This window comes from Microbacterium sp. SW12 (genome assembly GCF_055391095.1).
In genome coordinates, this window is sequence record NZ_AP024335.1 from 2,597,281 (window position 1) to 2,621,967 (window position 24,687).

Here is a 24,687-nt window from a genome sequence, read left to right on the forward strand (position 1 = left end):
CCGATAAGTCTGTCACAGCGCCCGGAACCGGCTCCTCGGCCTGGGAGGGTTATCGTGTGTGCATGACGCACGCTTCCGCATCCGACGAGGAAGCCGCGTCGACCAATGACCCCGGCACTGATTCGCCGGTCGATGTCACCGGCCACGAGGCTCAGCCGGGGGATGCCAAGCGCGCAGCCCTCGTCTACAACCCGATCAAGGTCGATCAGAATGCCATCCGCGCCTCGGTCGAGCGCGAATCGTCGGCCGCGGGCTGGGGACCCCGCTGTTTTTCGAGACGACAGTCGATGACCTGGGTCAGCTTGCGACGCAAGAAGCGCTCGACGCCGGTGCGGATGCCGTGCTCGTCGCCGGTGGTGACGGTACCGTCCGCGCGGTAGCCGAAGCGCTCACAGGGACCGGCGTGCCCCTGACGATCGTTCCCTCGGGAACCGGGAACCTCCTTGCCCGCAACCTCCAACTGCCGCTGTCACCGCCCGACGCGATGGTGACCGCGACGTTCTCGGGCGATCACGAGACCATCGACGTGGGCATGGCCGAGCTGCGGCGTGCCGACGGCTCGCGTCACGAGCACGCTTTCGTCGTTATGGGCGGCATGGGCATGGATGCCGCGATGATCGCCAACACGAACAGCGACCTCAAGAAGCGCCTCGGCTGGATCGCTTACGTCGACGGAGCAGCCCGCTCTCTCTGGACCGCCAAGCCGTTCCGCATCCTGTACGAGGTGTCAGGCCAGCGGATGCGGACCTCCCGCGTGCAGAGCGTGCTTTTTGCCAACTGTGGGTCGCTGCCGGCCGGCTTGACGCTCATTCCCGAGGCGTCGGTCGCCGATGGGCAGCTGGATGTCGCGGTCATCCAACCCAAGGGGTTCTTCGGCTGGTTCTTCGTGTGGCGTCGGGTTGCGTGGATCAACGGGTTCCTGCGCCGGCGGCTACACCGCAGTAAGGCATTCCTGAAGCTGCGGACCGCGGACAACGCGATCGTCTATTCCCGCGGCACGACCGTGGAGATCATGCCCGAGGCAGCGCAACCCGTGCAGCTCGACGGAGACGAATTCGGCGAGGCTGTGCGGATCGAATGCCGCGTCGAGCAGAAGGGCCTCGTCATCGCGATCCCCTCCGGCCACGACATCACCGGCGCGTAGGGCGCAGAGCGTCGCGATCACACCCGGACGTGCTCACTCGAAGTGAGTGCCCGCTGCCCTCCCCCCCAGCCTGAAGTTTCGCGTGGATGTTCCGGGGGCAGCTGGGCAACCGGTTCAATGTCGGAGGCCCCTGTCATGATTAGAACATGTCTTCGAATGTTGGGAAGGGTGACCGGTCGATCGGACCGGTGATCGGGTACACGGATGCCGACCTCGGCGCCCTGTGCCAGATCCTCGCCGATTTCGAAGACGCGGAGGTTCGGGCCGCGCGCGAAGAAGTAGCGCGCGTGCGGGTCCTCGCTCGCGCGGGCCAGCTAGCGCGGAAGCAAGCCGCGGGCCAGACGGCCAAGGTTCGTGCGCACGACATGGCGCTGCGGTCGATAGCGCTCGAGCTCGGCGCTGCTTCGCGGGTGAGTGACAGGTCGATGCAGCGCCAGATCAATGACGCTGTCCAGCTTGTCGAGGACTACCCCGCGTTGCTGGAGGCGCGCGAGACCGGCGCGATCACCCGTCAGCACGTCACCCTCGTCGTGGAGGCCGGCGCCCCTTTGCCTCCCGAAGTCCGCGCCGAGTTCGACCGGCTCGCCACCGAGCGATGCCTGACCAACTCGGCAAACCGGGTTCGCGCCTCGGTCATGATCCTCGCCGAGCGCATGCACCCTCGCACCCCGCAGCAGCGCCATCAGGAAGCACGCGAAGGGCGCGCGGTGCGGATCCGGCCGCTATCCGACGGGATGAGCGAGGTCTGCGCGCGGTGCCGACGGTGATCGCTGTCGGCATCGACGACCGACTGACCCAGATGGCGCACGCAGTCATCGATTCCCGCCCGAGCCCGGGCGCCCCCGAAAAAGGGACAGACGTTCAGGGAAACGTCTTCACCGGCGATACCCGCACGATGGATCAGATCCGAGCTGACCTGTTCGCGCAGCTGCTGCTCGCTGGTTCACCCGTCGTCGACCCCGCCGCCGGAGACGGACCTGGCCCTCTCGGCGCAATCCGCGCGAAGGTGCAGGTCGTCATTCCCGCGCTCGCCCTGGCCGGTACCGACACCATCGAAACCGCTGGACCCGCGGACCTGATCGGACACTCACCCATCGATCCCGGAACGGCACGTGAGCTCGCAGCCGGCGCGACCTGGTGGGAACGACTGGTCACCCACCCGGTCACCGGCACCGTGCTGGCGGCGGACGGGTATGCCAGGCCCGCGGCGCTCGACCGCTGGCTTCGGGCCCGCGACCAACACTGCCGAACGATCGGGTGCCGCACCCCCGCGATCAACTGCGAGGTCGACCACAACGACGACTACGCCAAGGGCGGGAAGACCGAGCATTCGAACCTGTGTCACTTCTGTCAGCGACATCACTCGATGAAGCAATTCACCGCCTGGCAGGTACAGCAACTCGACGGCGGAGTCATCCAGTTCACCTCACCCACAGGCCGGATCTACATAGACCATCCACCGCCAGTCTCCGTGCACTTCACACCAGACGGTCCGGACGACCCCGCACCTTTCTGATACGCCGGATCTGATGCGCCGGAATGGGATCGAGCCACTCGGCGTTGTGTGAAACGATGTCTGCCGCACCGCTCGCCCTCTCCGTCCTCGATCTCGTCCCGGTACGCACGGGCCAGACCAGCGCCCAGGCGATCGCCGCTTCCCTCGCCACCGCTGACGCGGCCGACCGACTCGGGTACCGGCGCTACTGGTTCGCTGAGCACCACAACATGCCGGCGGTCGCCTCGACGACACCGCCAGTCCTCGTGGCTGCGGCCGCTGCGCGGACCTCCCGCATCCGCCTCGGCTCGGGAGGCGTCATGCTCCCCAACCATTCGCCGCTCGTCGTCGCCGAACAGTTCGCCGCGCTCGAAGCGATCGCCCCGGGACGCATCGACCTCGGCATCGGTCGAGCACCGGGCAGCGATCCCGTCATCACGCAACTCCTGCGGCAGTCCGGGACCACCAGCGACGTCGATCGCTTCCCCGACAACATCCGCGACATCCTCGCCCTCTCTTCCCCCGAGGGCGCGAGCCTGCGCTTCACCTCCGGACAGGAATACGCGGTGCGGGCCACGCCCGCGGCGGCCACGCCCCCCGCCGTGTGGCTGCTCGGCTCCAGCGATTACTCGGCGCAGCTCGCCGCATCGATGGGGCTCCCCTACGTCTTCGCAAACCACTTCTCGGGAGACGGACTCGAGCGCGCGCTCGGCCTCTACCGCTCCCAGTTCCGCCCGGCCACCGACGGCGACACCCCAAGCACCTTCCTCACGGCGAACGTCGTCGTCGGCGACACGGATGCCGAAGCCCACGCTCTCGCCCTTCCGCAGCTGCGCATGATGGCGCGGCTTCGCGGCGGCCGGCCCCTGACGGCGCTCGAGACCGTCGAGCAGGCGCACAGCGCCGAGGCATCCGACGGCCTCGCGACACCCCTCGCCTCCTGGGCGGCGGAGCGCTGGTTCATCGGCACGCCCGCTGCCGTGACCGAACGACTGCGGGAGTTCGCTGAGCGCTGGCAGGTCGACGAGGTCATGATTTCGCCGGTCGCCGCGGCCCGCGACAGCGATCCGATGGATGCTGCACCCGCACGACTGCGGACTCTCGAGAATCTCGCGACAGCTGCCTGAGGGCGCTCGTCCGGCACTGCCCCGCCCCGGAATCAGGAGCGGGACGGAACCTGGTGATCGGGCGCGAGGGCCGCAGCGACGTCACGGAAGATCGTCATCGCGATGTTCCCGCGAGGTTCGCCGTCCTCATCGAACGCGTCGGGTCCGTAGGTTGCCGCGATCGCGATCGCCAGATCCTCGTCCGGCAGGTATGCAGCCACCCCGGCATAGCCGTGGAACAGAGGGTTCTGCATGAGCCAGTCACCGGTGAGCACGATGCCGTAGCCGAACGTGTATCCCTCGCCCTGCACGAAACAGGTCGGACACCCCTCGACCGGCGTCGTGCGTACGCGAAGGGTCGGGGCGACCTGCAACTCATGGCTTTGCGCGGTCAGCAGATCGCCCCGCCCGACCGCGCGGATGACGGTCGCCATGTCGGTGATGTCGGTGTTCTGGATCGCGCCCCGCGCCAACGTCCAAGACGGATTCCACGACGTCGACTCCTCGGTGAACGAGACCCCCTGAGCGATCCCCAGGTCGACGCGGCGCTCCTGGCTGTAGGCGTGAAGGGCGGGCTGCAACAGCGCTGGCGTCCCGGGGTCGGCAGTCTGGGTCATCCCGAGCGGATCCAGGATGCGCTCGCTGATCAGCTCGTCCAACGGCCTGCCGGTGATCTCTTCGAGCGCAAGCCCGAGGATGACGTAGTTCGTGTGCGAGTAGTTCCAGTTGGTCCCCGGCGGGTACACGAGCGGTCGCACAGTCGCCATCGCGACGAGCTCCTCGGGTGTCCACTGCCGGAACGGGTCAGCCGAGAACGCCGCGCGGAACTGATCACTCCACAGGTAGTCGGCGTACCCCGACGTCATCTGCGCGAGCTGGCCGAGCCCCACCTCGTCGGCGTACGCCACGTTCGGCAGCCACGTCGAGAGCCGATCGTCGAGGCTCACGACGCCCTCGTCGACGAGCTGCAGCAGCACCGTCGCGACCTGCGGGATCGCCACTGCGCCGTTTCGGAAATGCATGTCGACCGTGGCGGGGACCCCTGCCATCGACTCCCCCCACGCCTGGGTGAGAAGCACGTCGTCCCCGCGCGTAACCCGTACGATCGCTGCCTCCGCGCCGATCTGTTCGATCGCGTTCTCGACGGCGACACGGAGGAGGCCGGCATCCTCACCCGCGATGACAGTCGTCCGGTCGTCGGCGACCCCGCCGCATCCCGACAACAACATGGTCACGGCGACCACCGAGGCAGTCAGCGAGGTGCGGACCCGCGCGGAGGGGCGAGTAGATGGCGGTGCGGCACTGTGAAGAGAACGGGGTCGGGCAGGGCTCATCGGGGCTCCTTCCGCGGCAGATCCCTCGGGGTCCGGCGGCCACTGTATGAGAACCTACCCTGCCAGATCCGCGGCTTCCGCCCTCGGGTGTGTCAGCGGGCGTTAGCATCCCAACGTGACCTCTCGCACGATCGTCTGGTTCCGAGACGACCTGCGGATCGGCGACAACCCCGCCCTTCACGAAGCTGTGAACCGGGGAGAGCCGATCGTCGCGGTCTTCGTCCTCGACGAGCACACCCCCGGCATCCGTCCGCTCGGCGCCGCCAGCCGCTGGTGGCTCCACCACAGCCTGGCCGCCCTGACGCGCGACCTGAACCACCTCGGCATCAGCCTGGTGTTGAGGAAAGGTGCCGCGGGCGAGGTCATCCGAGAGCTGGTCACCGAGACAGACGCCGACGCCGTCTACTGGAATCGGCGCTACGCCCTCCCCGAACGCGACATCGACGCACGACTGAAGTCCGATCTGCGGGATGCCGGGCTTGCTGTCCGCTCGTTCGACGCGAACCTGCTGTTTGAGCCCTGGACGGTCCGCACCGGGTCAGGCACTCCCTACGGTGTCTTCACGCCGTTCTGGAAAGCGTGCCTGGCACTTCCTGAACCGCGCGAGCCGCTCCCCGCTCCCACTGAGGCACGCGGCGCCCGACCCGGCGTCGACAGCGATGACCTTCGCGACTGGCAGCTCCTGCCCACCGACCCCGACTGGGCCGCGGGTCTTCGCGAAACCTGGGAGCCCGGCGAGGCATCGGCGCACGCCCGCCTCGAGGCGTTCCTCGCCGAGGACCTGCCCGACTACGCGGCAGAACGCGATCGACCCGACCGCGCCGTGACCTCCCGCCTGTCCCCACACCTGCGGTGGGGAGAGATCAGCCCACACGAGGTATGGCATCAGACACTGGCCCGCCACGCGGAGGGAGCCCACGCGAACGCGGCACAGAAGTTCCTCGCCGAGGTCGGATGGCGCGAGTTCGCGTGGCACATCCTCTTCCACTTCCCGGAGCTGGCGACAAGGAACTGGCGGTCCGAGTTCGATGCGTTCCCATGGCCGCGCCTGAACCCCGCCCGACTGGAGGCATGGCAACGCGGGCGTACCGGGGTCGCGCTGGTGGATGCCGGGATGCGGGAACTCTGGCACACGGGAACGATGCACAACCGAGTCCGGATGGTGACGGCATCCTTCCTCACGAAGAACCTCATGATCGACTGGCGCAAGGGCGAGCAGTGGTTCTGGGACACCCTCGTCGATGCGGATGCCGCATCCAACCCGTTCAGCTGGCAGTGGGTGGCCGGCTCCGGCGCCGACGCGGCGCCCTACTTCCGTATCTTCAACCCGGAGCTGCAAGCGGCGAAATTCGACCCCGACGGGACATACGTTCGTCAGTGGGCTCCTGAGTACGCGGGGGACGAGGCTCCGGAACCGATCGTTGACCTGAAGGCGACCCGGGACGCGGCCCTGGCCGCCTACGAGGCGGTCAAGAACTCGCGCTGACTAACCGGCGACGCCTGAGAGCGCGATGGCCTGCAAGACGTTCACCAGCGCGCACACGAGGAGCACGGCGGACACCGGCGTCCAGATGGCGCGCTCGATGCGACTCCGCGAGATCCCGTTCATCACCGTGGCGATCGCGAAGGGCGCGACGAGCACCCACAGCACGACAATGTGCCACGACGCGGGCACGGTGCCCGGGAGAGCGGGGATGGCAAGGGACAGGAAGAACCACGCCACCAGCGCCCAGATCACTGCAGCGACGCCGCTTGAGACCCGCTGCGCCGGTGCGAGCGTCGCGGCTGCGCCGCCGTACGCCGCTTTCCCCCACGACACCCCGGCCGCGAGCGCTACCTGAAATCCGACGAGCACAAGGAGCAGGACCACCGCGACCCATGCCGCAACCACCGCCAGAGTTTCCATCGCAGGCCTCAGCGGTCGGGTTCACCCGAGAGCAGGCCGCGCAACCAGTCTCGAGCCTCGACGAACACATCGTCGGAGTACCGGTCGGGGTAGCGGACGACCGCGTGGTCGGCGCGGGGATAGGAACCGAGGAAGATGACCTTGGGACTGAAACGCCGCAGCCCCAAGAGCGCATCGGCCATACGTTCGTCCTTGATGTGCCCGTCGGCGTCGATGACGAATCGGTAGCGACCCAGCGCATCGCCGATCGGCCGCGATGCAAGCAGACTCAGGTTGATCCCGCGCGTTGCGAACTGCTCGAGCATCTCCAGAAGGGCCCCGGGGTGATCATCGGGCAGCTCGGCGATGAGCGATGTCTTGTCGGCACCGGTCGGCTCAGGTGGCGCGACGGTCCGACTGACCAGCACGAACCGCGTGACAGCCTCGGCGTTGTCACCGATACCCTCGGCCAGCAGCTCGACATCGAGGTGCTCCAGGATGCCGGGGGCAGCGATCGCGGCATCGGCATCCGAGGTACCGTCGATCAGCCCGACAGCGCTCGCGACGTTCGACGCCGCCGGGATATGGGCGTGGGCGGGAAGAGTGCCGGTAAGCCACCGCAGGCACTGGGCGTAGGCGACGGGATGCGCAGCCACCAGCGACACGTCCTCAAGCCGTGTGCCGGGCCGCCCGACGAGGACGAACTCGACCGGAACGAGGTACTCGCCGACGATGCGCAGTCCGGGCATCGTCGCGAGGGCGTCTTGCGCGGTCGAAACCCCACCGTCGACCGAGTTCTCGATCGCGATCATCGCGGCATCCGATCGACCCTCGACGACATCGGCGAGCGCCTCGCCGACATTGCGGACGGGGCGCCAGATCTGCCCGCGGGCCTCCGGCACCTGCGCCAGAGCCGCTTCGGTAAAGGTCCCCGCGGGTCCGAGATAGCTATAGGTCCGGCGGGTAGCTTCGGGCTCGTCGCTCACGGCAACCCAGCCTAGACCTGCGGCTCGACCCCACGCAGTTCAGCCCCCAGAGCAGGGGGCATCGGCATCGAGAGGCCACGCGGGATTGCGTGCGCTCGCTCGGGTGACAGACTGTGTTCATGAGCCGCGCAGGTCTGCCAGCCGAAGAATCCGACCTCATCGACATCGACGAACTGATCGCCGCGTATTACGAACGGGTCCCCGATCCGGCGGTGCCGGAGCAGCGCGTCGCGTTCGGAACGAGCGGTCACCGCGGTTCATCGCTGTCGACGAGCTTCAACGAGGTGCACATCCTCGCCACGACGCAGGCGATCGTCGACTACCGCACGGCTAATGGCATCGCCGGTCCCCTGTTCCTGGGCCGCGACACCCACGGGCTCTCCCGACCGGCCGAGCGCAGCGCCATCGAAGTGCTGGTGGCCAACGGCGTCGGCGTGCGCGTCGACTCGCGTGACTCCTGGGTACCGACCCCGGCGCTCAGCCACGCGATCCTGACCTTCAACCGCGGCAAGGCCGGCGACGACCCGACGCGTGCCGACGGCATCGTCGTCACCCCATCGCACAACCCGCCCCGGGACGGCGGCTTCAAGTACAACCCGCCCCACGGTGGTCCCGCCGACACCGACGCGACGGGCTGGATTGCGAACCGGGCCAACGAGCTCATCGCGGCAGGTCTCGAGGGTGTGAAGCGGGTGCGCTTCGCCGATATGGACGGCGAGCGCATCGGTTCCTACGACTTCCGTGACGCCTACGTGCGCGACCTCGAGAACATCATCGACGTCAACGCGATCGCCCGCGCCGGCATCCGGATCGGCGCCGACCCGCTCGGCGGTGCGTCAGTCGAGTACTGGGCCTACATCGCCGAGGTCTACGGCTTGGACCTTACCGTCGTGAACCCCGACGTCGACCCGACCTGGCGATTCATGACGCTGGACTGGGACGAGAAGATCCGCATGGATCCCTCCTCCCCCTCCGCGATGGCATCGCTGGTCGCCCGCCGCCACGAGTTCGACATCCTCACCGGCAACGACGCCGACGCCGACCGCCACGGCATCGTCACCCCGGATGCCGGACTCATGAACCCCAACCACTACCTCGCCGTCGCGATCGACTACCTCTTCACGCACCGCGACGGATGGGAATCGGATGCCGCGGTCGGCAAGACCCTGGTCTCGTCGATGATCATCGACCGCGTCGTCGCGGCCCTGGGCAGGGACCTCTACGAGGTGCCGGTTGGATTCAAATGGTTCGTGCCAGGTCTGCTCGATGGATCTGTCGCGTTCGGCGGTGAAGAGTCGGCCGGCGCGGCCTTCCTCCGCAAGGACGGGTCGGTGTGGACAACCGACAAGGACGGCATCCTGCTGTGCCTGCTCGCCGCTGAAATCCTCGCCGTCACCGGCAAAACACCCTCGCAGCGCTATGCCGAGCTCGAGGAACAGTTCGGGTCATCCGCCTACCAGCGGGTTGATGCGCCGGCCACTCCCGCGCAGAAGGCGACGCTCTCGAAGCTCTCCCCCGAGTCGGTGACAGCTACCGAGCTTGCCGGCGAACCGATCACCGCGAAGCTCTCGCACGCGCCCGGCAACGGCGCAGCGATCGGCGGCCTCAAGGTGCAGACCGAGAGCGCGTGGTTTGCTGCACGGCCGTCGGGCACGGAAGACGTCTACAAGCTCTACGCCGAATCACTCAAGGGCGAAGAGCACCTGCGCGAGGTGCAGGAGCAGGCGCGCGCCGTCGTTTCCGCGGCTCTCGGTTCCTAGGCCGGCCTGCGGTACGCCCGAAGCGGAACGAAGCTGACGGCAACCGCCAGCGCTGACCCGACGATCGTGTCGACGACACGCTCGCCGGCGATCGCCACCGAGCCGAACTCTCCGGCTGCCGCGCCTGTCAGGACGAGGACCAGGGGCGTGATCAGCACGAGCGCGAGCGCATAGTTGCGAGCGACGACAAGCTCGATTCCGAACTTCGCCCTGATCAACGGGTTCCTCCTGGGCCGCTTCTGGAGCGCAGGCCCCCAGCGCACGCTCTACGTCCCAGCGCCGGTGACGCGCGCCGGGACCAATGAGATCGTCGTGCTGACTCTGGATGCCGCGAGCTCGGCGACCGCACGCTTCGTCCCCTCCGCACTCCTCGGCCCGACCGAAGAGTGATCCCCGACCTGACAGGATGGAAGCCATGAGCTGGCTTGTCACCGGCGGTGCCGGATACATCGGTGCCCACGTCGTCCGCGCGCTGTCCGCCGCGGGGATCGCCCCGGTCGTCATCGATGACCTGTCCAGCGGACACGACGGCTTCGTGCCGGCGGGAGTGCCGTTCGTGCGCGGCTCCATCCTCAACCGCGAGCTCGTCGAAGAAACGCTGCGCGAGCATGAGGTCGAGGGCGTCATCCATGTCGCCGGCTACAAGTACGCCGGCGTCTCGGTCACCCGGCCCCTGCACACGTACCACCAGAACGTCGAGGGCACCCGGATCGTGCTCGAGGCGATGGCGGCGGCGGGAGTGACCAAGATCGTGTTCTCGTCCAGCGCCGCGGTGTACGGGACCCCGGATGTGCCGCTCGTGGTCGAGGACCTTCCCAAGCGCCCAGCCTCCCCCTATGGCGAGTCCAAGCTCATCGGGGAGTGGCTCATCGCCGACCAGGCCCGGGCCACCGCGGACACCGAGGCGCCCCTTCGTCACACGTCGCTGCGCTACTTCAACGTCGTCGGGTCGGCTGACCCGAGCGTCTACGACACGAGCCCGCACAACCTCTTCCCGATCGTTTTCGAGAAGCTGATTGCGGGCGAGACACCACGCATCAACGGCGACGACTACGACACCCCCGACGGCACCAACGTGCGCGACTACGTGCACGTCGGCGACATCGCCGCAGCCCATGTCGCCGCTGCACAGCGGCTGATCGCGGGCGAGCCGATCGAGGCCGCCTACAACCTCGGGTCGCAGAACGGGCTGTCGGTGCGCGAGATCATGGATGCCATGGCTCGGGTCACCGGGATCGCGTTCACTCCCGAGGTCGGGCCGCGTCGCCCTGGCGACCCCGACCGAATCGTCGCGACGGGAGAACTCGCTGCCCGCGACCTCGACTGGCAGATGCGCTACTCGATCGACGAGATGGTGCGCACCGGGTGGGAAGCGCGCCAGAACGCGCTCTGAGCGGTCGCGGTCGCGAAACGATCAGGCAGGCTGCACGAAGGGCGCTGCGCTGCTGCCGCGAACAACCAGCGGCGCATCGATCACCTCTCGCGATCCCGCCTCTGCGCCGTCGAGTACGGCGGCTACCGCGCGCTGTCCGAGCAGGTCGAATCGCTGACGCACCGTCGTGAGCGCGGGAGTGAAGTTCGCGGCATCCGCGACGTCGTCGAACCCGACCACACTCAGCTGTTCGGGGACGAGGATGCCGAGCTCGGATGCTGCTCGCAGGACGCCGAGCGCCATCTGATCGTTCGCGACGACGACAGCCGTCACGGGATCACTGGCGTCGATGTTCGTCAGAAGCTCCAGGCCCGCTCGATAGCCGGACGCCGAATCCCATGCACCACGCAACAGCACACCGTGCCGGAAGCGCGCTTCCGCGAGAGTCTCGCGCCATCCGCGCTCACGTTCGGCGGCGGCGTACGACGATTCCGGACCTGCGATGTGGGCGATGACGCGGTGCCCGAGTTCGCGGAGGTGTGCCGTCGCGGCAGCCGAGCCGGCGGCGTGCGCGGTCTCGACACCCGCGTATCGGTCGTCGGGCGGTGAGTCGACCACAGCAAGACGCAGGTCGGTGGGCAGCTCGGTGTGACGCAGTAGCGCTGACGCCTCGTTGACAACGATCGCACCGTCCACGCCCTGATCGCGCAGCCGCTCGAACGCCTCGGCCGGGCCGCCCTCGCCGATGCGGGCGACCGCGACGGCATAGCCGCGCGCGGATGCCTCGTCGACGACGGCCTCGAGCAGCATCGAGTTACCGACCGTGGCAAGGGTCGAAACAACAGCCCCGACGACTCCCGTGCGACCCGTGCGCAGGGCCCGGGCCGCCCGGTGGACTCGATAGCCGGCCTGGGCCATCGCGGCCTCGACACGAGCACGCGTTGCTGGGTCCACGCGGGGGCTCCCGTTGGCAACCCGTGACACGGTCTGCGTGGACACGCCTGCCAGTTCTGCGACATCGGCCATGGATGCGCGTCGGTGCTGGGTCATTGGGCCCTCCGATGTTGACGATATCACGCCCGGGCATTAGCGTGTTATCGTGAACATGCTTCGGGAACCGGTAGTGCTTGGCGCCGGCGTCATCAGACGCGACACCGCCCTCGCCGACGGACGAGACCTCTTCTACTACGACGATCCCGACACAACGCTCGGCGCCGAACGCGGGATCGATCAGCGAGCGCTCGACCCGCGCCCGGCCACGGCGACGATGCGCCAAGACATCCTGACCGGCGACTGGATCTCGATTGCGGCAGCGCGGCAGAACCGCGCCTTCCTGCCGCCCGCGGAGCTTGACCCGCTGTCTCCGCAGACGCCGACCAACCCCTCCGAGATCCCGTCGCGCTACGACGTCGCGGTCTTCGAGAATCGGTCGCCCTCCTTCGGCCCGGCCCTGTCCGCAGCGCACGGCGATGCCCCCGAGGCACCGAACCCGCCGCGCGGTCTCGACGATCTCGACGCGCTGGGCCTCGGCAGCGTTCGGACCTCCGTGGGCCGGTGCGAGGTCGTCTGCTTCAGCCCTGAGCACACCGGATCCTTCGGCACCCAGTCCGTCACCCGGGCACGTACGGTCATCGAAGCGTGGGCCGACCGCACGGCAGCACTGTCGGCCCTGCCGGGTGTCGAGCAGGTGTTCCCGTTCGAGAACCGCGGTGAGGCGATCGGGGTAACCCTCCCCCACCCGCACGGCCAGATCTACGCCTACCCGTACGTCACGCCGCGCACGCGGCGGCTGGTCGAGAACATCTCGCGTACCTCTCCCGATTTGATGCAGCGCGTGCTCGACTTCGAACAAGACGGAAGCCGCGTCATCCTCGCCGGCGAGCACTGGACGGCCTACGTCCCGTTCGCTGCCCGCTGGCCAATCGAGGTGCACCTCATGCCGCACCGCCACGTCCCGGACTTCGCCGAGGCGACGGATGCCGAACGCGACGAACTCGCCGGGCTGTATCTGCGTTTGCTGCGCGGCATCGACGCCCTGTACGACACCCCCACTCCCTACATCGCCGCCTGGCACCAGGCGCCCGTGAACGTCGCGCGGGACACCGTGCGGATGCACCTCGAGATCACCTCTCCCAGGCGAGCTGCCGACAAGCTGAAGTTCCTCGCCGGGTCCGAGGCGGCGATGGGCGCCTGGATCGGCGACATCCCTCCCGAGGATGCCGCAGCACGCCTGCGCGACGCGGTCGAGGGAGTGCAGCTGTGAGCGCCTCCGATCCCCGCCCGCTCGCCCTCGCCCTGCTGAGCGAGATGACGGATGCCGCTCCCCTGGGCGTCTGGTCCGCTCCCGGGCGCGTGAACCTCATCGGCGAGCACACCGACTACAACGACGGCTTCGTCTTGCCGTTCGCCATCGATGCGCGCACCGCTGTTGCCGTCGCCCCACGCACAGACCGGCTGCTGCGGGTTCGTTCGAGCTTCGATGACTCCGAGGCATCCGTCGCTATCGCCGACCTCGATGAGCTGTTCGCGAGCCCCGCACCGACCTCGGTTCCCGAGTGGACGACCTACCCGCTCGGAGTGGCGTGGGCGCTGCTGCGGGCGGCCGGCGACGCCGCGACAGCCGCAGGGCTGGACCTCGCGATCGCCTCATCGGTTCCCGTGGGCGCCGGGCTCTCGTCATCCGCCGCCATCGAATGCGCCGTCGCCATGGCGCTGAACGAGCTGTGGGGCGCCGACCTGAGCGCGAAGGACCTCACGCGGGTGGGTCGCACCGCCGAGAACGACGCGGTCGGCGCGCCCACGGGCATCATGGACCAGACAGCGTCGATGCTCGGCCAGACCGATGCCGCGGTGTTCCTCGACTGCCGCACGCTCGCTACCGAGGTCGTCCCCCTGGGCCTGCAGACCGCAGGCCTGGACGTCCTCGTCATCGACACGCTCGTCACCCACGCCCACTCCACCGGCGGATACCGCGAGCGCCGGGCATCCTGCGAACGGGGCGCGGCGGCGATGGGCGCCGAGTCACTGCGTGATCTCTCGGTCCATGACCTCGAGCGGGCGGCATCCGTCATGGATGAGGTCACCTTCCGCCGCGTGCGGCACGTCGTCACCGAGAACGAGCGCGTGCTCGAGACCGTGCGCGTGCTGCGCGAGTCCGGCCCGCGGGCCATCGGCGAGCTTCTGCTCGCTTCGCATGCGTCGATGCGCGACGACTTCGAGATCTCGGTGCCGGAGCTGGATACTGCTGTCGAGGCGGCGATGTCGGGCGGCGCGATCGGCGCGCGCATGACCGGCGGCGGTTTCGGGGGCGCGGCGATCGCCCTCGTCGCGCGCGACACCCTGACTGCGGTGACGGATGCCGTGACCGCGGCATTCTCGGCATCCGGGTTCCGAGCACCCCGCATCTTCACGGTGCAGCCCTCAGCCGGCGCGCACCGCGACAGCTGATTTCGCTCGCGATCCCCGCCACACCCCTTCTCGCCCATCTCACCGAGGTAGGACAAATCCCCGGGGTAGGACGAATGGTTTACCAAACGTCCTACCCCGGGGATTTCGCCTACGCTCCTGCGGCGTAAGCCCGTCGCCTACTGCTGTGGGGCGTTCGCCATCGCGATAAGGCCGTCGATCATCTCGGGGCTGACCTGATCTCCGGTCATCATCGACATCCGGCCGATGGGGAATGACATCATCATCCTGTCCATCGAGACGCCCTCGGGCATCACGGACTCGAGGCCTTCCACAGTGGCCATCATCTGCCGCAAAGCGCCCTGCACCATTTCGCCGACAACCGGGTGAGCAATCGCTTCAGCGAGCGAGGACTCGCGGGTCAGCGGAATCGCCACCGGGTCCCCCTCGACGGCTACGGTCACCGAGCTGCGGATGTCGCGGCTGGATGCCCCGACCTCGACCGTGTATTCCCCGCCCTCGACGATCCAATCGTCGACACGGATGTCCCAGTAGGCGAGGTCCGCACGGCGCACCGTCACCGCAACCTCCCGGGACTGACCCGCAGTCAGAGCCACTGACGCGAAGCCCTTGAGCTCGCGCACCGGGCGCTGCACCGTCGACCCCGGCAGCGAGGTGTAGACCTGCACGATCTCGCGGCCGTCGCGCTGACCCGTGTTGGTCACGGTGACCGTGACTTCAAGGTCGCCGCTGTCGGTGACGCGGACCGCGGCATCCGTGTGCGAGAACGTCGTGTACGACAGGCCGTGACCGAAGGGATAGGCAACCTCGAGGTTCCGCGCGTCGTACCAGCGGTAGCCGACGAACAGACCCTCGCCGTAACGGACGTGGCCGAACTCACCCGGGAAGTCCAGGTAGGCAGGGGTGTCCGAGAGCCGCAGCGGAATCGTCTCGGTGAGCTTGGCCGACGGGTTCACGTCACCGAAGAGTACGTCGGCCGTCGCCCCACCCCCGGCCTGACCGAGGAGCCATCCTTCGAGAATTGCGGGGACGTCGCGCGCGAAGGGAAGCGCGACGACCCCACCGTTGGAGAGCACGACGACGACGTTCGGGTTCGCGGCACGGACGGCATCCAACACCGCGAGCTGCTCCGCCGGCAGGTCGATGTCGTCGCGGTCGTAGCCTTCGGACTCGAGGCGCGCGGGCAGCCCGAGGAACAGCACGACAACCTCGGCGGCGGATGCCGCAGCCGCAGCCTCATCACGCAACTGAGCCGCCTCGGATTCGGCGACATCGGCAGCCAGCGAGAATCCGGGCGCATAGGCGACCTCGCCGGACGCGAGCGCGCGGATCTCCTCGAGCGCCGTGTCGAGGCGGGTCGGATTGATCAACGACGAGCCGGCGCCCTGGTAGCGCGGCTTCTCGGCGAACGCTCCGATGACGGCAAGGTTCGCGTCCTTGGCCAGGGGCAGGATGTCGCCCTCGTTCTTCAGGAGCACGATCGAGCGGCCGGCAGCCTCGCGGGCGAGGGCATGGTGTGCGTCGACGTCGAGCAGTCCTGCCACCGCGCCGGCCCCGGCCTGGGCCTTGCGGACAAGGTCGATGACACGGCCCGCTGCGACATCGAGAGCCGACTCATCGAGGTCTCCGGCACGGACTGCCGCGACGAGCTCAGCATCAGTGCGCCCGCTCGAGGAGGGCATCTCCAGATCGAGTCCGGCGGGAAGACCCTTCACGCGTTCGTTGACCGCTCCCCAGTCCGAGACGACAAGACCCTCGAAGCCCCACTCGTCGCGCAGCACACGCGTGAGCAGCCAGGGGTCCTCGGATGCGTAGACCCCATTGATCTTGTTGTACGAGCACATGACCGTCCACGGCTGAGCATCGCGCACGACCCGTTCGAACCCGCGCAGGTAGATCTCGCGTAGTGGCCGCGGGTCGATGTCGGAGCTCGCTCGCATCCGATCGGTCTCTTGATTGTTCGCGGCGAAGTGCTTGAGCGAGGTACCGACGCCCTGCGACTGGACGCCCGTGACGAATGCGGCGCCGAGCACGCCAGAGATCAAGGGGTCTTCGGAGAAGTACTCGAAGTTGCGACCGCACAGCGGCGAGCGCTTGATGTTGATGCCGGGTCCGAGGAGCACGGCGACACCCTCGATCGACGTCTCGGCGCCGAGGGCCCGGCCGACCCGATCGAGCAACTCGACGTCCCACGACGACCCAAGCCCGACGGCCGGCGGGAAACAGGTAGCCGGCACACTCGATCCGACGCCCAGGTGGTCACCGGCACCCGCCTGCTTACGAAGGCCGTGCGGTCCGTCGGTCATCATGATCGACGGGATGCCTACCCGCTCGACCGGCTTGGTGTGCCAGAAGTTCAGCCCGCTGGTCAGCGACGCCTTCTCTTCCAGGGTCAGATCAGCGACAGTGGCTGTGACGTCATTGTCAGTCATGGATTTCCTTCCAACAGCAGACTCGACGAAAACCTTATGACACTAGGTTTTGAAAAACAAGCATCATTGGGCACACTCGTCTCATGGCACAACGAGGGTCGTACGCGAAGGGCGTAGCCAAGCGCGAAGAGATCCTCGAACGTGCACTCGATGTGATCGCGACCGAGGGCTACGACGGCGCGAGCGTCAAGCGCATCGCGGAGGCCGTTGGGCTCAGCCAGGCGGGCTTGCTGCACTACTTCGACAGCAAAGAGGAGCTGTTCACCGAGGTCCTGCGCAAGCGTGACGAACACGACGGTGAACAGTTCGGTCTGCCCGATGACAGGTCGAAGGACGCCGATCCGGTCGACCCCGCCGTGATCCGCGACAGCGTGATTCGCGTCATCCGCCACAACAGCGAAGTTCCAGGTCTCGTCGAGCTTTTCTCGCGCTTGGCCGTCGAGGCCGCGAACCCCGAGCATCCCGCCCACGACTACTTTCTCGAGCGGGGCGAAACAGTGCGGGGAGCCTTCGAGCTGACTGCAGCGTCCGACAGCCTGCCACCCGATGTCTATGCCCGGATTCTGCAGGCAGTCGCTGACGGCCTGCAGCTCCAGTGGCTCGTCGACCCCACCGTTGACATGGCGGGTATCATCGACCAGCTCCTCGCCGCCCTAGAGCAGAAGCCCGCCGCGACACCGTGACCAATCCCACACCGCTACCAAGCCGAGAGGCACCCGTCGTCGAAACCACCTCCGGCGCAGTGCGGGGCCTGTGGCGCACCAGCGGTGAGGCTCGGTCTGCCGCCTTCCTCGGCATCCCGTTCGCCCGGCCACCGGTCGGTGAACTACGGTTCGCGGCGCCGGTTCCCATCGAGCCGTGGACCGGCGTTCGGGATGCTACGAGCTTCGGCGCGACACCACAACGCGGCCCCGTCGCCGAGGTCACCCTCATCCCCGAGCCGTCGGTTCCCGGAGACTCGACCCTGAACGTCAACGTGTTCACGCCCCGACCCGGCGACCCGTCAGCACGGATGCCGGTACTGGTCTACATCCACGGCGGCGGCTACGTTTCGGGATCGCCGGCAAGCCCCTGGTACGACGGCGAGTCGTTCGCGCGCCGCGGAGTCGTCACTGTCGTCGTGTCCTACCGGCTCGGTTTCGACGGGTTCGGCCTCATCGAGGGAGCCCCGAGCAATCGCGGCGTGCGCGACTGGCTGGCGGCGCTCGAATGGGTCCAGCGCGAGATCACGGCGTTCGGCGGAGACCCGGATGCTGTCACGATCGCCGGGCAATCCGCTGGCGGTGGCGCCGTGCTGACGCTGCTCGGGATGCCGGCTGCCCAGCACCTCTTCGAGCGGGTCTGGGCGCTCTCCCCGGCGCTCGGCGATGTCTCGCTCGCGCGCGCCGAGAACATTGCGGCGCAGCTCGCTGAACTCGCCGGGGTCCCTGCCACGCGCGACGGATTCGCATCCGTCGATCCGGATGCGCTGATCGGGCTGCAGCAGACGGTCAGCGAGCGTGGCGGAGCCCGACTGTCGGGAATTCGCTCGCTGCTCGACGACGGTCTGCCGTGGGGTCCCCTCGTCGACGGTGATCTGCTGACGACCACGACGCCGGAATCGATCGCATCGGGGGTTGGCGCGAACAAGCCGCTGGTCGTGGGATCAACCGACGACGAATTCACGATGATCACTGACGACGCCCGCGGTAAGCTCCGCTTCGTTCCGGCCACAGTCGCGCTTGGTGCGCTCGGTGTGGGTCGGCCGATGCGGCGCGGCTATCTTTCCGACAATGCGGAGCAGCACCGGCTCGGTACGGCAGCCCTGCTCGGCCGCTACGTTTCCGACAAGGTGTTCCGCAGCGGCGTCGTACGGATTGCGGCGGCCCGTGGCGAAGCGCCGACCTGGGTGTACCGCTTCTCGTGGGCCTCGACGCGCATCGGCTGGGCGTGCCACTGCGTCGACGTGCCGTTTTGGTTCGACGTGCTCGACCGGGAGCGGGTTGACGCACTCACCGGCGACGACCCGCCTCAACTCCTGGCGGATGCGGTGCACGGTGCTGCGTCAGCCTTCGTGCGGGTTGGCGATCCGGGGTGGGAGAAATGGTCGGCCGAGCCCGGTCGCACGCGGATCTTCGACGCCACTGGCCCCGGAACCATCGCGGACGGCTACGCCAGCGTCCGAGCCCTGCTCTGACCCGCGCCGGCCGGCTCACGCAAGCGCCGGCACGACCTCCGCCTCGAACAGTTCGATGCCGCTCGTGTCGTATGCCGCTTCGGGAAAGTAGTGGATCGCGTACCCGAGTCCGTGACTCGCGCGCTCCTGCAGCCGCTCGGCCACCTGCTCGGGAGTGCCGAAACCGAGCGACCCGCGGTACTCGGCCTCGATGCCGGCAAGTCGCTCGTCACCGACGAACGGCGCGAGGCGCCCCAGGACCGCACGCAGGCGTTCCTCTGCCTCTGCCTCGGTCGCACCCACGATCGTGTTGACGTTCGACGACGCGGTGATCTCGCCCGGGTCGCGACCGAGCGTCGCGCAGTGCTCGCGCACGACCGACAGCTTGTGATCGAACTCCTCGACGCTGCCGGCGAAGTTCGTGTACGACGCGTACTTCGCTGCGATCTTCAGCGTGACCTTCTCGCCGCCACCAGCGATCCAGAAGGGAATCCCCGGGCGCTGCAGCGGCTGTGTTGCTTGCAGCGGCTGGGGCTGCACAATCGCGCCGTCGACCTGGTAGTACTTCCCGTCAAGAGATGCCGAGCCCGTCGTCCAGGCCTGGTGCATGATCTCCACTCCCTCGCGCAGCATCGCGAGGCGATCGCGTACCTCCGGGAAGCCGTACCCGTAGGCCCGCCACTCGTGCTCGTACCATCCGCCACCGATACCCATTTCGGCGCGGCCACCCGAGATGATGTCGACCGTTGCGGCGACCTTCGCGAGGTAGGCCGGGTTTCGATAGCCCATGCAGGTGCACATCTGGCCGAGACGGATGCGGCTGGTCGACGCTGCGAACGCTGACATCAGCGTCCACGCCTCGTGTGTCGCCTCCTGGGTCGCGACGGGCACCGTGTGGAAGTGGTCGTAGACCCAGAGGGATTCCCAGGGCCCTGCATCGGCGCGCTGAGCCAGTCCGTTCATCGCTTCCCACTGCTGCGCGGGATCGATTCCCACGAGGTCGAGTCGCCAGCCTTGGGGGATGAAGATTCCGAATCGCATAGCGTCAGCCTAGGCTCGCGTAGCCGAAGCACGGGTCAGTTTTCGACGATCATCGCGAGCGGCATCCTGGTCCGCATCACCGCTATCGCTTCGGGATTCGCGTCGATGAGCACGGCGTCGCGCCCCACCGCCTGGGCGACAGCACCTGTCGTTCCCGACCCGGCGAACGGGTCGAGGACAGCCTCGCCCGGGCGAGAGGATGCCTGAACGATTCGCCGCAGCACACCCTCGGGCTTTTGAGTGGGATATCCGGTCTTCTCGCGCCCCGCCGTCGGGACGATCGTGTGCCACCACACATCTGTCGGGAGCTTGCCGCGGGCCGCTTTCTCAGCGGTCACGAGCCCCGGCGCCATGTACGGCTCGCGATCAACGGCCTCGGAATCGAACCAGTACAGCGCTGGATCTTTCACGTAGACGAGAATCGTGTCGTGCTTGGTGGGCCACCGTTTGCGGGTCTTCGCACCGTAGTCGTACGACCAGATGATCTCGTTGAGGAAGTGGTCGCGACCGAACACTGCATCCAGGAGCACCTTCGCGTAATGCGCCTCGCGGTAATCGAGGTGAAGGTACAGAGTGCCGGAGTCGGCAAGCAGTCGCCACGCCTCGAGCACTCGCGGTTCGAGAAAGCCCCAGTAGTCGTCGAACCGGTCGTCGTACACACGCAGGTCTCCCCGCAGCCGTTCGTAGTCGCGACCGTGGAATCCGCGCCGGGTCACAGCGCCCGGAAGCCGCTCATCCCGGGGCGTGCTGGCTGATTCGACTGCCCGCTCCCGGAGGCGCCCGGTGTTGAACGGGGGGTCGAGGTAGACCAGACCGAAGGACGCATCCGGCAGTCCGCGCATCACGGACAGATTGTCGCCGTGATGGATCGTGACGGTCACGGAACCCGATGCAGCCACGCGTCGGTGGCGAACTTCGACGCGACGAGAGCCTCTGCTTCGGCGTATTCCTCTTCGGTGATATGCCCGACCTCGGCGCCGTAGAGCGTGGTGAATGTGTCGGCGAAGGCCTGGATGATCGCCTCGCGAGGCAGTCCCGTCTGCCGCCGCAGCGGGTCGACGCGTTTGGCGGCCGAGGTCGTCCCCTTGTCGCTGAGCTTCTCCCGGCCGATGCGGAGCACGTCGGTGAGCACCTCACCGTCCATGTCGTAGCTGAGCGTCGCGTGATGCAGCACACCACCATTGGCCAACCGCTTCTGCGCGGCGCCGCCGATCTTGCCCTCCGGGCTCGCGATGTCATTGAGCGGCTGGTACGTCGCATCGATTCCCAGCGAGCGCAGCGCCTGCAGAACCCAGTCGTCGAGGAACGCGTAGGAGTCGGCGAAGGTCATGCCCGCCACCAGCGACGCGGGAACCGAGAGCGAGTACGTGATGATCGCATCGGCGCCCATGAGCATCGCGCCGCCGCCCGAGATTCGCCTGACGACGTCGTAGCCATGACGGCGGGCACCCTCCGGGTCCACCTCATTGCGGTACGACTGGAACGATCCGATGACGACCGCCGACTCATTCCATTCCCACAGGCGCAGGGTCGGCATCCGTCGCCCGTCGCCCACACGGGTCGTGAGTACTTCGTCGAGCGCGAGGTTCATGCGCGGCGAGACCGGGCGGTCGTGGACGATCTGCCATGAGAAGTCTTTCCAGCCGGATGCGGTCACGAGCGCCCGGCGCACCACGGTGCCCACGGCCTCGGGCGTGAACCCCAGAAGTTGTGCACCGTCAGGGAGCGCCGCACGTACGGCCGCAGCGATCGTGGGCACGTCGGCTTCGGAGGGAAGGCCCGACACCGCCGCGTTGATCGCGCCGAGGGCATCGTCGGGCTCGAGGAAGAAATCGCCAGCGAGTCGCACATTCGCCAAGCGCCCGGCTTCGACATCCAGGTCGACGACGACGAGCTTTCCGCCCGGGACCTTGTACTCAGCGTGCATGGCACCAGCCTAAGAGGAGCTGCGCACCGAGGCGCGGACCGTCAGTCGCGGACCGGGAAGCGGGCATCGAGCCACGCCAGGAGGTCAGCGCGGACCTCGGCCTGCTGGGCCTCGTTGAAGATCTCGTGCCGCGCTCCCGGGTAGACGAGCGTGGTGACATCGGTGAACCCCGAACGCGTGCGATAGGCATCCGCCAGCAAATGGTTGCTGCGCGGGCCGCCGACGGTGTCCTCGCGCCCCACCATGATGAGGGTCGGCACGTCGTGCTCGAGATGACGACCGGGTTTGCCGATCAGTCGGAGCGTATCGACGGGCCCGAAGAGCTTGGCCAGCGGAGTCGAGGTCGTGAGCGGATCGGCGAGGAACGCTTCGGCAACTGCCGGATCGGTCGAGAGCCATTCCATGCCGTTGGCGTTCGGGCCCTGCCACGGCGCGTTCAGATCACCCGAGTTCAGCGATCCCGGCCAGCGCAACGCCGACCCGCTGAGGATCAGTCCATCGATCGCCGCCGAATGACGGTTCACGAGGATCTGCGCGACGAAGGATCCCCACGAGTGACCGAGCAGGATGAAGGGAAGATCCGGATGCTCCGCCCTAGCCATCTCGCTCAACTGCCAGACCGCGTCGATCGTCGCACGCAAGCCGCCGGGGCCGAGGCGACCGAGGCGCTCGCTGCTGCCGTGCTGGCGCATCCCGGTGCGGCCGTGACCGCGATGATCGTCGGCGTAGACGATGAACCCGGCATCCTTCAGCGCACCGATCACCGCGCCATAGCGGCCGGCGTGCTCGCCCACGCCGTGGAGGAGATGGATGACGCCGCGGGGAGTGGTCACGGGAGTGGCGAGGTCGTAGACGATCTCGACACCGTGCACGTCGGTGTACTCGGGCATGCCGGAAGCTTAGCGCGCCGGGCAGAGGCTGATGCGAGATGCCTCTTGAAGCGAGTATTTAGCTAGATAAGCTAGCGACGTGCAAAATCGTCGCTGGCTCGGCCTCGTGTTCATCAGCATCGCCGTTTCGCTGATCATCGTCGACTCGACGATCGTCAACGTGGCTATTCCGGCGATCGTCGACGATCTCGGGATCACCTCGACGCAGGTGCAGTGGGTGCAGGAGGCCTACACACTGGTCTTCGCGTCGCTCCTACTCGTGTTCGGATCACTGGCAGACCGCTGCGGCCGCCGCCGCATCATGCTGCTCGGCGTCGTGATCTTCGTGCTCTCGTCCATCGCGGCAGCCTTCGCGCCCACCGGAGACCTGATGATCCTTGCGCGGCTGATCCAGGGCATCGGCGGTGCGATGATCCTGCCGACCACCCTGTCGCTGATCAACGCGACTTTCCGTGGCCGCGAGCGCGGAATCGCGTTCGCTGTCTGGGGTTCGACAATTGGCGGCATGGCGGCGGTCGGGCCGCTGCTGGGCGGATGGCTCACTACCGCGTTCTCGTGGCGATGGGCGTTCGGGATCAACATCCCGCTCGGCATCCTCATCATCATCGGGGTGCTGCTGACGGTTGCCGAGTCGCGCGATGAGAACACCCGCTCGATCGACATCATGGGCGGCGCGCTCTCGTTCATCACGTTCGGCGCACTTGTCTTCGGCCTCATCGAGGGGCGGACCCTGGGGTGGTGGGCCACCGAGGGCGACTTCACGATCGGGTCCTGGACCTGGCCGTGGGCGCTCTCTCCCGTCCCCGTCGCGTTCCTCATCGCAATCCTCGGCGCCGTCGCCTTCATCGCGTGGGGCATCCACCGCGAGCGTACGGGTCGGGTCTCGCTGCTCTCGTTCAGCCTCTTCCGCATCGGTACCTTCCGAAACGGGAACATCGCGGCGATGCTCGTTTCGCTCGGCGAGTTCGGCATCATCCTTTCGCTCCCCCTCTGGCTGCAGTTCGTTCTCGGGTTCGACGCCCTGCAGACCGGGCTCATCTTGCTGGCCCTCGCTGGCGGGTCGTTCGTCGCCAGCGGCGCGGCAGCCGGCGCGAGCTCGCGTATCCCGGCGGTCTGGGTCGTGCGCGTGGGTCTTGCCGCCGAGATCATCGGCGTGGTGTGGGTCGGGCTGGTCATCGCACCGGATGCCGCGTGGGGCTGGCTCATCCCCGCCCTGTTCATCTACGGATTCGGGGTCGGCCTTGCCACCGCGCAGCTGACCGGCGTCATTCTGGTGGACGTTCCCGTCGAGCGAAGCGGCCAGGGCTCTGGCACGCAGTCGACAGCTCGGCAAATCGGATCGGCACTGGGCATCGCCATCCTCGGCACCGTCCTATTCACGAGCACCGCCGGCATCCTCGCCTCGAACCTCGAAGACCAAGGAATGGCCAGCGACCAGGCCGATCAGATCGTGACGGCAGTCGTTCAAAGCGCCGGCGGTGCCATCGCGCAGCTCGAGCAGTCGCCGGCGACGTCGGCTGCCGCGGATGCCGCCAAGACCGCCTTTTCAGACGGCACCCGCTACGCGGCGTTCACCGCTGCCGGGTTCTTGGCCATCGGGCTGGTCGCCACACTCGCTCTCCCCTCCCGACGCCCGGAAGAGGCGACCGAGAGCGACCACAGCGAGAACGCACCGAAGACCGCGACTGACTGATCCCCGGCCGCGCGGTGCTGCCCCGGGTCCACGGAAGTAGG

The 24,687-nt window shown here is 67.7% G+C and carries 23 protein-coding genes; 13 read left to right on the top strand and 10 right to left on the bottom strand.

What is annotated here, in order from left to right; translation table 11 throughout:
- The first annotated feature begins 62 nt into the window (after positions 1-62).
- The 5 genes from MICSW_RS13145 to MICSW_RS13165 all read left to right on the top strand — a co-directional run bounded on the left by MICSW_RS13145 (position 63) and on the right by MICSW_RS13165 (position 3,766).
- Positions 63-380: a hypothetical protein gene (locus MICSW_RS13145; RefSeq protein WP_464496199.1), complete on the top strand. Its 318-nt coding sequence runs from the start codon at positions 63-65 to the stop codon at positions 378-380.
- The gene (locus tag MICSW_RS13150; protein WP_464498390.1) at positions 293-1,144 is read left to right on the top strand and encodes a diacylglycerol/lipid kinase family protein; all 852 of its coding nucleotides are present in this window, start codon (positions 293-295) and stop codon (positions 1,142-1,144) included. Before MICSW_RS13145 ends, MICSW_RS13150 begins: the two co-directional genes overlap by 88 nt.
- 146 nt (positions 1,145-1,290) lie before the next feature.
- Positions 1,291-1,911, top strand: coding sequence for a DUF222 domain-containing protein (locus tag MICSW_RS13155; RefSeq protein WP_347425140.1), 621 nt, complete (start codon positions 1,291-1,293; stop codon positions 1,909-1,911).
- The gene (locus tag MICSW_RS13160; protein WP_347425141.1) at positions 1,899-2,660 is read left to right on the top strand and encodes an HNH endonuclease; all 762 of its coding nucleotides are present in this window, start codon (positions 1,899-1,901) and stop codon (positions 2,658-2,660) included. The genes MICSW_RS13155 and MICSW_RS13160 overlap by 13 nt, the downstream gene beginning before the upstream one ends.
- 56 nt (positions 2,661-2,716) lie before the next feature.
- Positions 2,717-3,766 carry an LLM class flavin-dependent oxidoreductase gene (locus MICSW_RS13165; protein ID WP_347425142.1) on the top strand — a complete coding sequence of 350 codons (1,050 nt, stop codon included), beginning with the start codon at positions 2,717-2,719 and terminating at the stop codon, positions 3,764-3,766.
- A 32-nt stretch (positions 3,767-3,798) separates the two neighbouring features.
- Here the strand turns inward: MICSW_RS13165 and MICSW_RS13170 are convergent, their stop codons facing one another.
- Positions 3,799-4,974, bottom strand: coding sequence for a serine hydrolase domain-containing protein (locus tag MICSW_RS13170; RefSeq protein WP_464498392.1), 1,176 nt, complete (start codon positions 4,972-4,974; stop codon positions 3,799-3,801).
- Between the two features lie 220 nt (positions 4,975-5,194).
- Between MICSW_RS13170 and MICSW_RS13175 the strand changes: the two genes are divergently transcribed.
- Complete coding sequence (locus tag MICSW_RS13175; protein WP_347425144.1) at positions 5,195-6,565, top strand: cryptochrome/photolyase family protein; 1,371 nt, start codon at positions 5,195-5,197, stop codon at positions 6,563-6,565.
- On the opposite strand, the gene MICSW_RS13180 is transcribed toward MICSW_RS13175, so the two are convergent.
- Positions 6,566-6,985, bottom strand: coding sequence for a hypothetical protein (locus MICSW_RS13180; protein ID WP_292728962.1), 420 nt, complete (start codon positions 6,983-6,985; stop codon positions 6,566-6,568).
- A gap of 8 nt (positions 6,986-6,993) precedes the next feature.
- Complete coding sequence (gene pheA / locus MICSW_RS13185) at positions 6,994-7,950, bottom strand: prephenate dehydratase (protein WP_228178406.1); 957 nt, start codon at positions 7,948-7,950, stop codon at positions 6,994-6,996.
- A gap of 119 nt (positions 7,951-8,069) precedes the next feature.
- Here pheA and pgm point away from each other — a divergent pair, with 119 nt between their 5' ends.
- The gene (gene pgm / locus MICSW_RS13190; RefSeq protein WP_292728966.1) at positions 8,070-9,710 is read left to right on the top strand and encodes a phosphoglucomutase (alpha-D-glucose-1,6-bisphosphate-dependent); all 1,641 of its coding nucleotides are present in this window, start codon (positions 8,070-8,072) and stop codon (positions 9,708-9,710) included.
- Here the strand turns inward: pgm and MICSW_RS13195 are convergent.
- The gene (locus MICSW_RS13195) at positions 9,707-9,928 is read right to left on the bottom strand and encodes an FUSC family protein (protein ID WP_267189684.1); all 222 of its coding nucleotides are present in this window, start codon (positions 9,926-9,928) and stop codon (positions 9,707-9,709) included. The genes pgm and MICSW_RS13195 overlap by 4 nt on opposite strands.
- Positions 9,929-10,125: 197 nt before the next feature.
- On the opposite strand from MICSW_RS13195, the gene galE reads away from it, so the two are divergent.
- On the top strand, positions 10,126-11,103 hold the full coding sequence (galE, locus tag MICSW_RS13200) for a UDP-glucose 4-epimerase GalE (RefSeq protein WP_228178403.1): 978 nt from the start codon (positions 10,126-10,128) through the stop codon (positions 11,101-11,103).
- Between the two features lie 21 nt (positions 11,104-11,124).
- Here galE and MICSW_RS13205 read toward each other — a convergent pair whose 3' ends face one another.
- Positions 11,125-12,132, bottom strand: a complete 1,008-nt coding sequence (locus tag MICSW_RS13205; RefSeq protein ID WP_347425146.1) for a LacI family DNA-binding transcriptional regulator — start codon at positions 12,130-12,132, stop codon at positions 11,125-11,127.
- A 55-nt stretch (positions 12,133-12,187) separates the two neighbouring features.
- On the opposite strand from MICSW_RS13205, the gene galT reads away from it, so the two are divergent.
- Together galT and galK are read left to right on the top strand one after the other, a co-directional pair.
- The gene (galT, locus tag MICSW_RS13210) at positions 12,188-13,345 is read left to right on the top strand and encodes a galactose-1-phosphate uridylyltransferase (RefSeq protein ID WP_464498394.1); all 1,158 of its coding nucleotides are present in this window, start codon (positions 12,188-12,190) and stop codon (positions 13,343-13,345) included.
- A 44-nt stretch (positions 13,346-13,389) separates the two neighbouring features.
- Positions 13,390-14,529, top strand: coding sequence for a galactokinase (gene galK / locus MICSW_RS13215; RefSeq protein WP_347425164.1), 1,140 nt, complete (start codon positions 13,390-13,392; stop codon positions 14,527-14,529).
- A 137-nt stretch (positions 14,530-14,666) separates the two neighbouring features.
- On the opposite strand, the gene MICSW_RS13220 is transcribed toward galK, so the two are convergent.
- Complete coding sequence (locus tag MICSW_RS13220; RefSeq protein WP_464496207.1) at positions 14,667-16,940, bottom strand: glycoside hydrolase family 3 C-terminal domain-containing protein; 2,274 nt, start codon at positions 16,938-16,940, stop codon at positions 14,667-14,669.
- A gap of 83 nt (positions 16,941-17,023) precedes the next feature.
- Here MICSW_RS13220 and MICSW_RS13225 point away from each other — a divergent pair, with 83 nt between their 5' ends.
- Positions 17,024-17,623 (top strand): TetR/AcrR family transcriptional regulator, encoded by a 600-nt coding sequence (locus MICSW_RS13225; protein WP_228178400.1) that lies wholly within the window; start codon positions 17,024-17,026, stop codon positions 17,621-17,623.
- Positions 17,620-19,116 (top strand): carboxylesterase/lipase family protein, encoded by a 1,497-nt coding sequence (locus MICSW_RS13230; protein WP_464496209.1) that lies wholly within the window; start codon positions 17,620-17,622, stop codon positions 19,114-19,116. The genes MICSW_RS13225 and MICSW_RS13230 overlap by 4 nt, the downstream gene beginning before the upstream one ends.
- 15 nt (positions 19,117-19,131) lie before the next feature.
- On the opposite strand, the gene MICSW_RS13235 is transcribed toward MICSW_RS13230, so the two are convergent.
- From MICSW_RS13235 to MICSW_RS13250, 4 genes are read right to left on the bottom strand one after another with little or no spacing between them, the layout of a single operon-like run.
- Complete coding sequence (locus MICSW_RS13235; RefSeq protein ID WP_228178398.1) at positions 19,132-20,136, bottom strand: LLM class F420-dependent oxidoreductase; 1,005 nt, start codon at positions 20,134-20,136, stop codon at positions 19,132-19,134.
- 35 nt (positions 20,137-20,171) lie between these two features.
- On the bottom strand, positions 20,172-20,978 hold the full coding sequence (locus MICSW_RS13240; RefSeq protein WP_292800585.1) for a DNA-methyltransferase: 807 nt from the start codon (positions 20,976-20,978) through the stop codon (positions 20,172-20,174).
- 35 nt (positions 20,979-21,013) lie between these two features.
- Entirely contained in the window at positions 21,014-22,063 is a 1,050-nt protein-coding gene (locus MICSW_RS13245) for a lipoate--protein ligase family protein (RefSeq protein ID WP_292800509.1), read from the bottom strand.
- Positions 22,064-22,104: 41 nt separating this feature from the next.
- Positions 22,105-22,953, bottom strand: coding sequence for an alpha/beta fold hydrolase (locus tag MICSW_RS13250; protein WP_464496216.1), 849 nt, complete (start codon positions 22,951-22,953; stop codon positions 22,105-22,107).
- 79 nt (positions 22,954-23,032) lie between these two features.
- Here MICSW_RS13250 and MICSW_RS13255 point away from each other — a divergent pair, with 79 nt between their 5' ends.
- Positions 23,033-24,646 carry an MFS transporter gene (locus MICSW_RS13255; protein WP_464496219.1) on the top strand — a complete coding sequence of 538 codons (1,614 nt, stop codon included), beginning with the start codon at positions 23,033-23,035 and terminating at the stop codon, positions 24,644-24,646.
- Positions 24,647-24,687: the final 41 nt, after the last annotated feature.

Bases quoted from the DNA above. Each gene is read 5' to 3' on its own strand.
- MICSW_RS13225 (WP_228178400.1), top strand. From the start codon at position 17,024: ATGGCACAACGAGGGTCGTACGCGAAGGGCGTAGCCAAGCGCGAAGAG.
- MICSW_RS13240 (WP_292800585.1), bottom strand. From the start codon at position 20,978: ATGCGCGGACTGCCGGATGCGTCCTTCGGTCTGGTCTACCTCGACCCC.
- MICSW_RS13155 (WP_347425140.1), top strand. From the start codon at position 1,291: ATGTCTTCGAATGTTGGGAAGGGTGACCGGTCGATCGGACCGGTGATC.
- galE (WP_228178403.1), top strand. From the start codon at position 10,126: ATGAGCTGGCTTGTCACCGGCGGTGCCGGATACATCGGTGCCCACGTC.
- MICSW_RS13250 (WP_464496216.1), bottom strand. From the start codon at position 22,953: ATGCCCGAGTACACCGACGTGCACGGTGTCGAGATCGTCTACGACCTC.
- MICSW_RS13245 (WP_292800509.1), bottom strand. From the start codon at position 22,063: ATGCACGCTGAGTACAAGGTCCCGGGCGGAAAGCTCGTCGTCGTCGAC.
- galK (WP_347425164.1), top strand. From the start codon at position 13,390: ATGACGGATGCCGCTCCCCTGGGCGTCTGGTCCGCTCCCGGGCGCGTG.
- MICSW_RS13235 (WP_228178398.1), bottom strand. From the start codon at position 20,136: ATGCGATTCGGAATCTTCATCCCCCAAGGCTGGCGACTCGACCTCGTG.
- MICSW_RS13205 (WP_347425146.1), bottom strand. From the start codon at position 12,132: ATGACCCAGCACCGACGCGCATCCATGGCCGATGTCGCAGAACTGGCA.
- MICSW_RS13165 (WP_347425142.1), top strand. From the start codon at position 2,717: ATGTCTGCCGCACCGCTCGCCCTCTCCGTCCTCGATCTCGTCCCGGTA.
- MICSW_RS13220 (WP_464496207.1), bottom strand. From the start codon at position 16,940: ATGACTGACAATGACGTCACAGCCACTGTCGCTGATCTGACCCTGGAA.
- pgm (WP_292728966.1), top strand. From the start codon at position 8,070: ATGAGCCGCGCAGGTCTGCCAGCCGAAGAATCCGACCTCATCGACATC.
- MICSW_RS13180 (WP_292728962.1), bottom strand. From the start codon at position 6,985: ATGGAAACTCTGGCGGTGGTTGCGGCATGGGTCGCGGTGGTCCTGCTC.
- galT (WP_464498394.1), top strand. From the start codon at position 12,188: ATGCTTCGGGAACCGGTAGTGCTTGGCGCCGGCGTCATCAGACGCGAC.
- MICSW_RS13170 (WP_464498392.1), bottom strand. From the start codon at position 4,974: ATGTTGTTGTCGGGATGCGGCGGGGTCGCCGACGACCGGACGACTGTC.
- MICSW_RS13145 (WP_464496199.1), top strand. From the start codon at position 63: ATGACGCACGCTTCCGCATCCGACGAGGAAGCCGCGTCGACCAATGAC.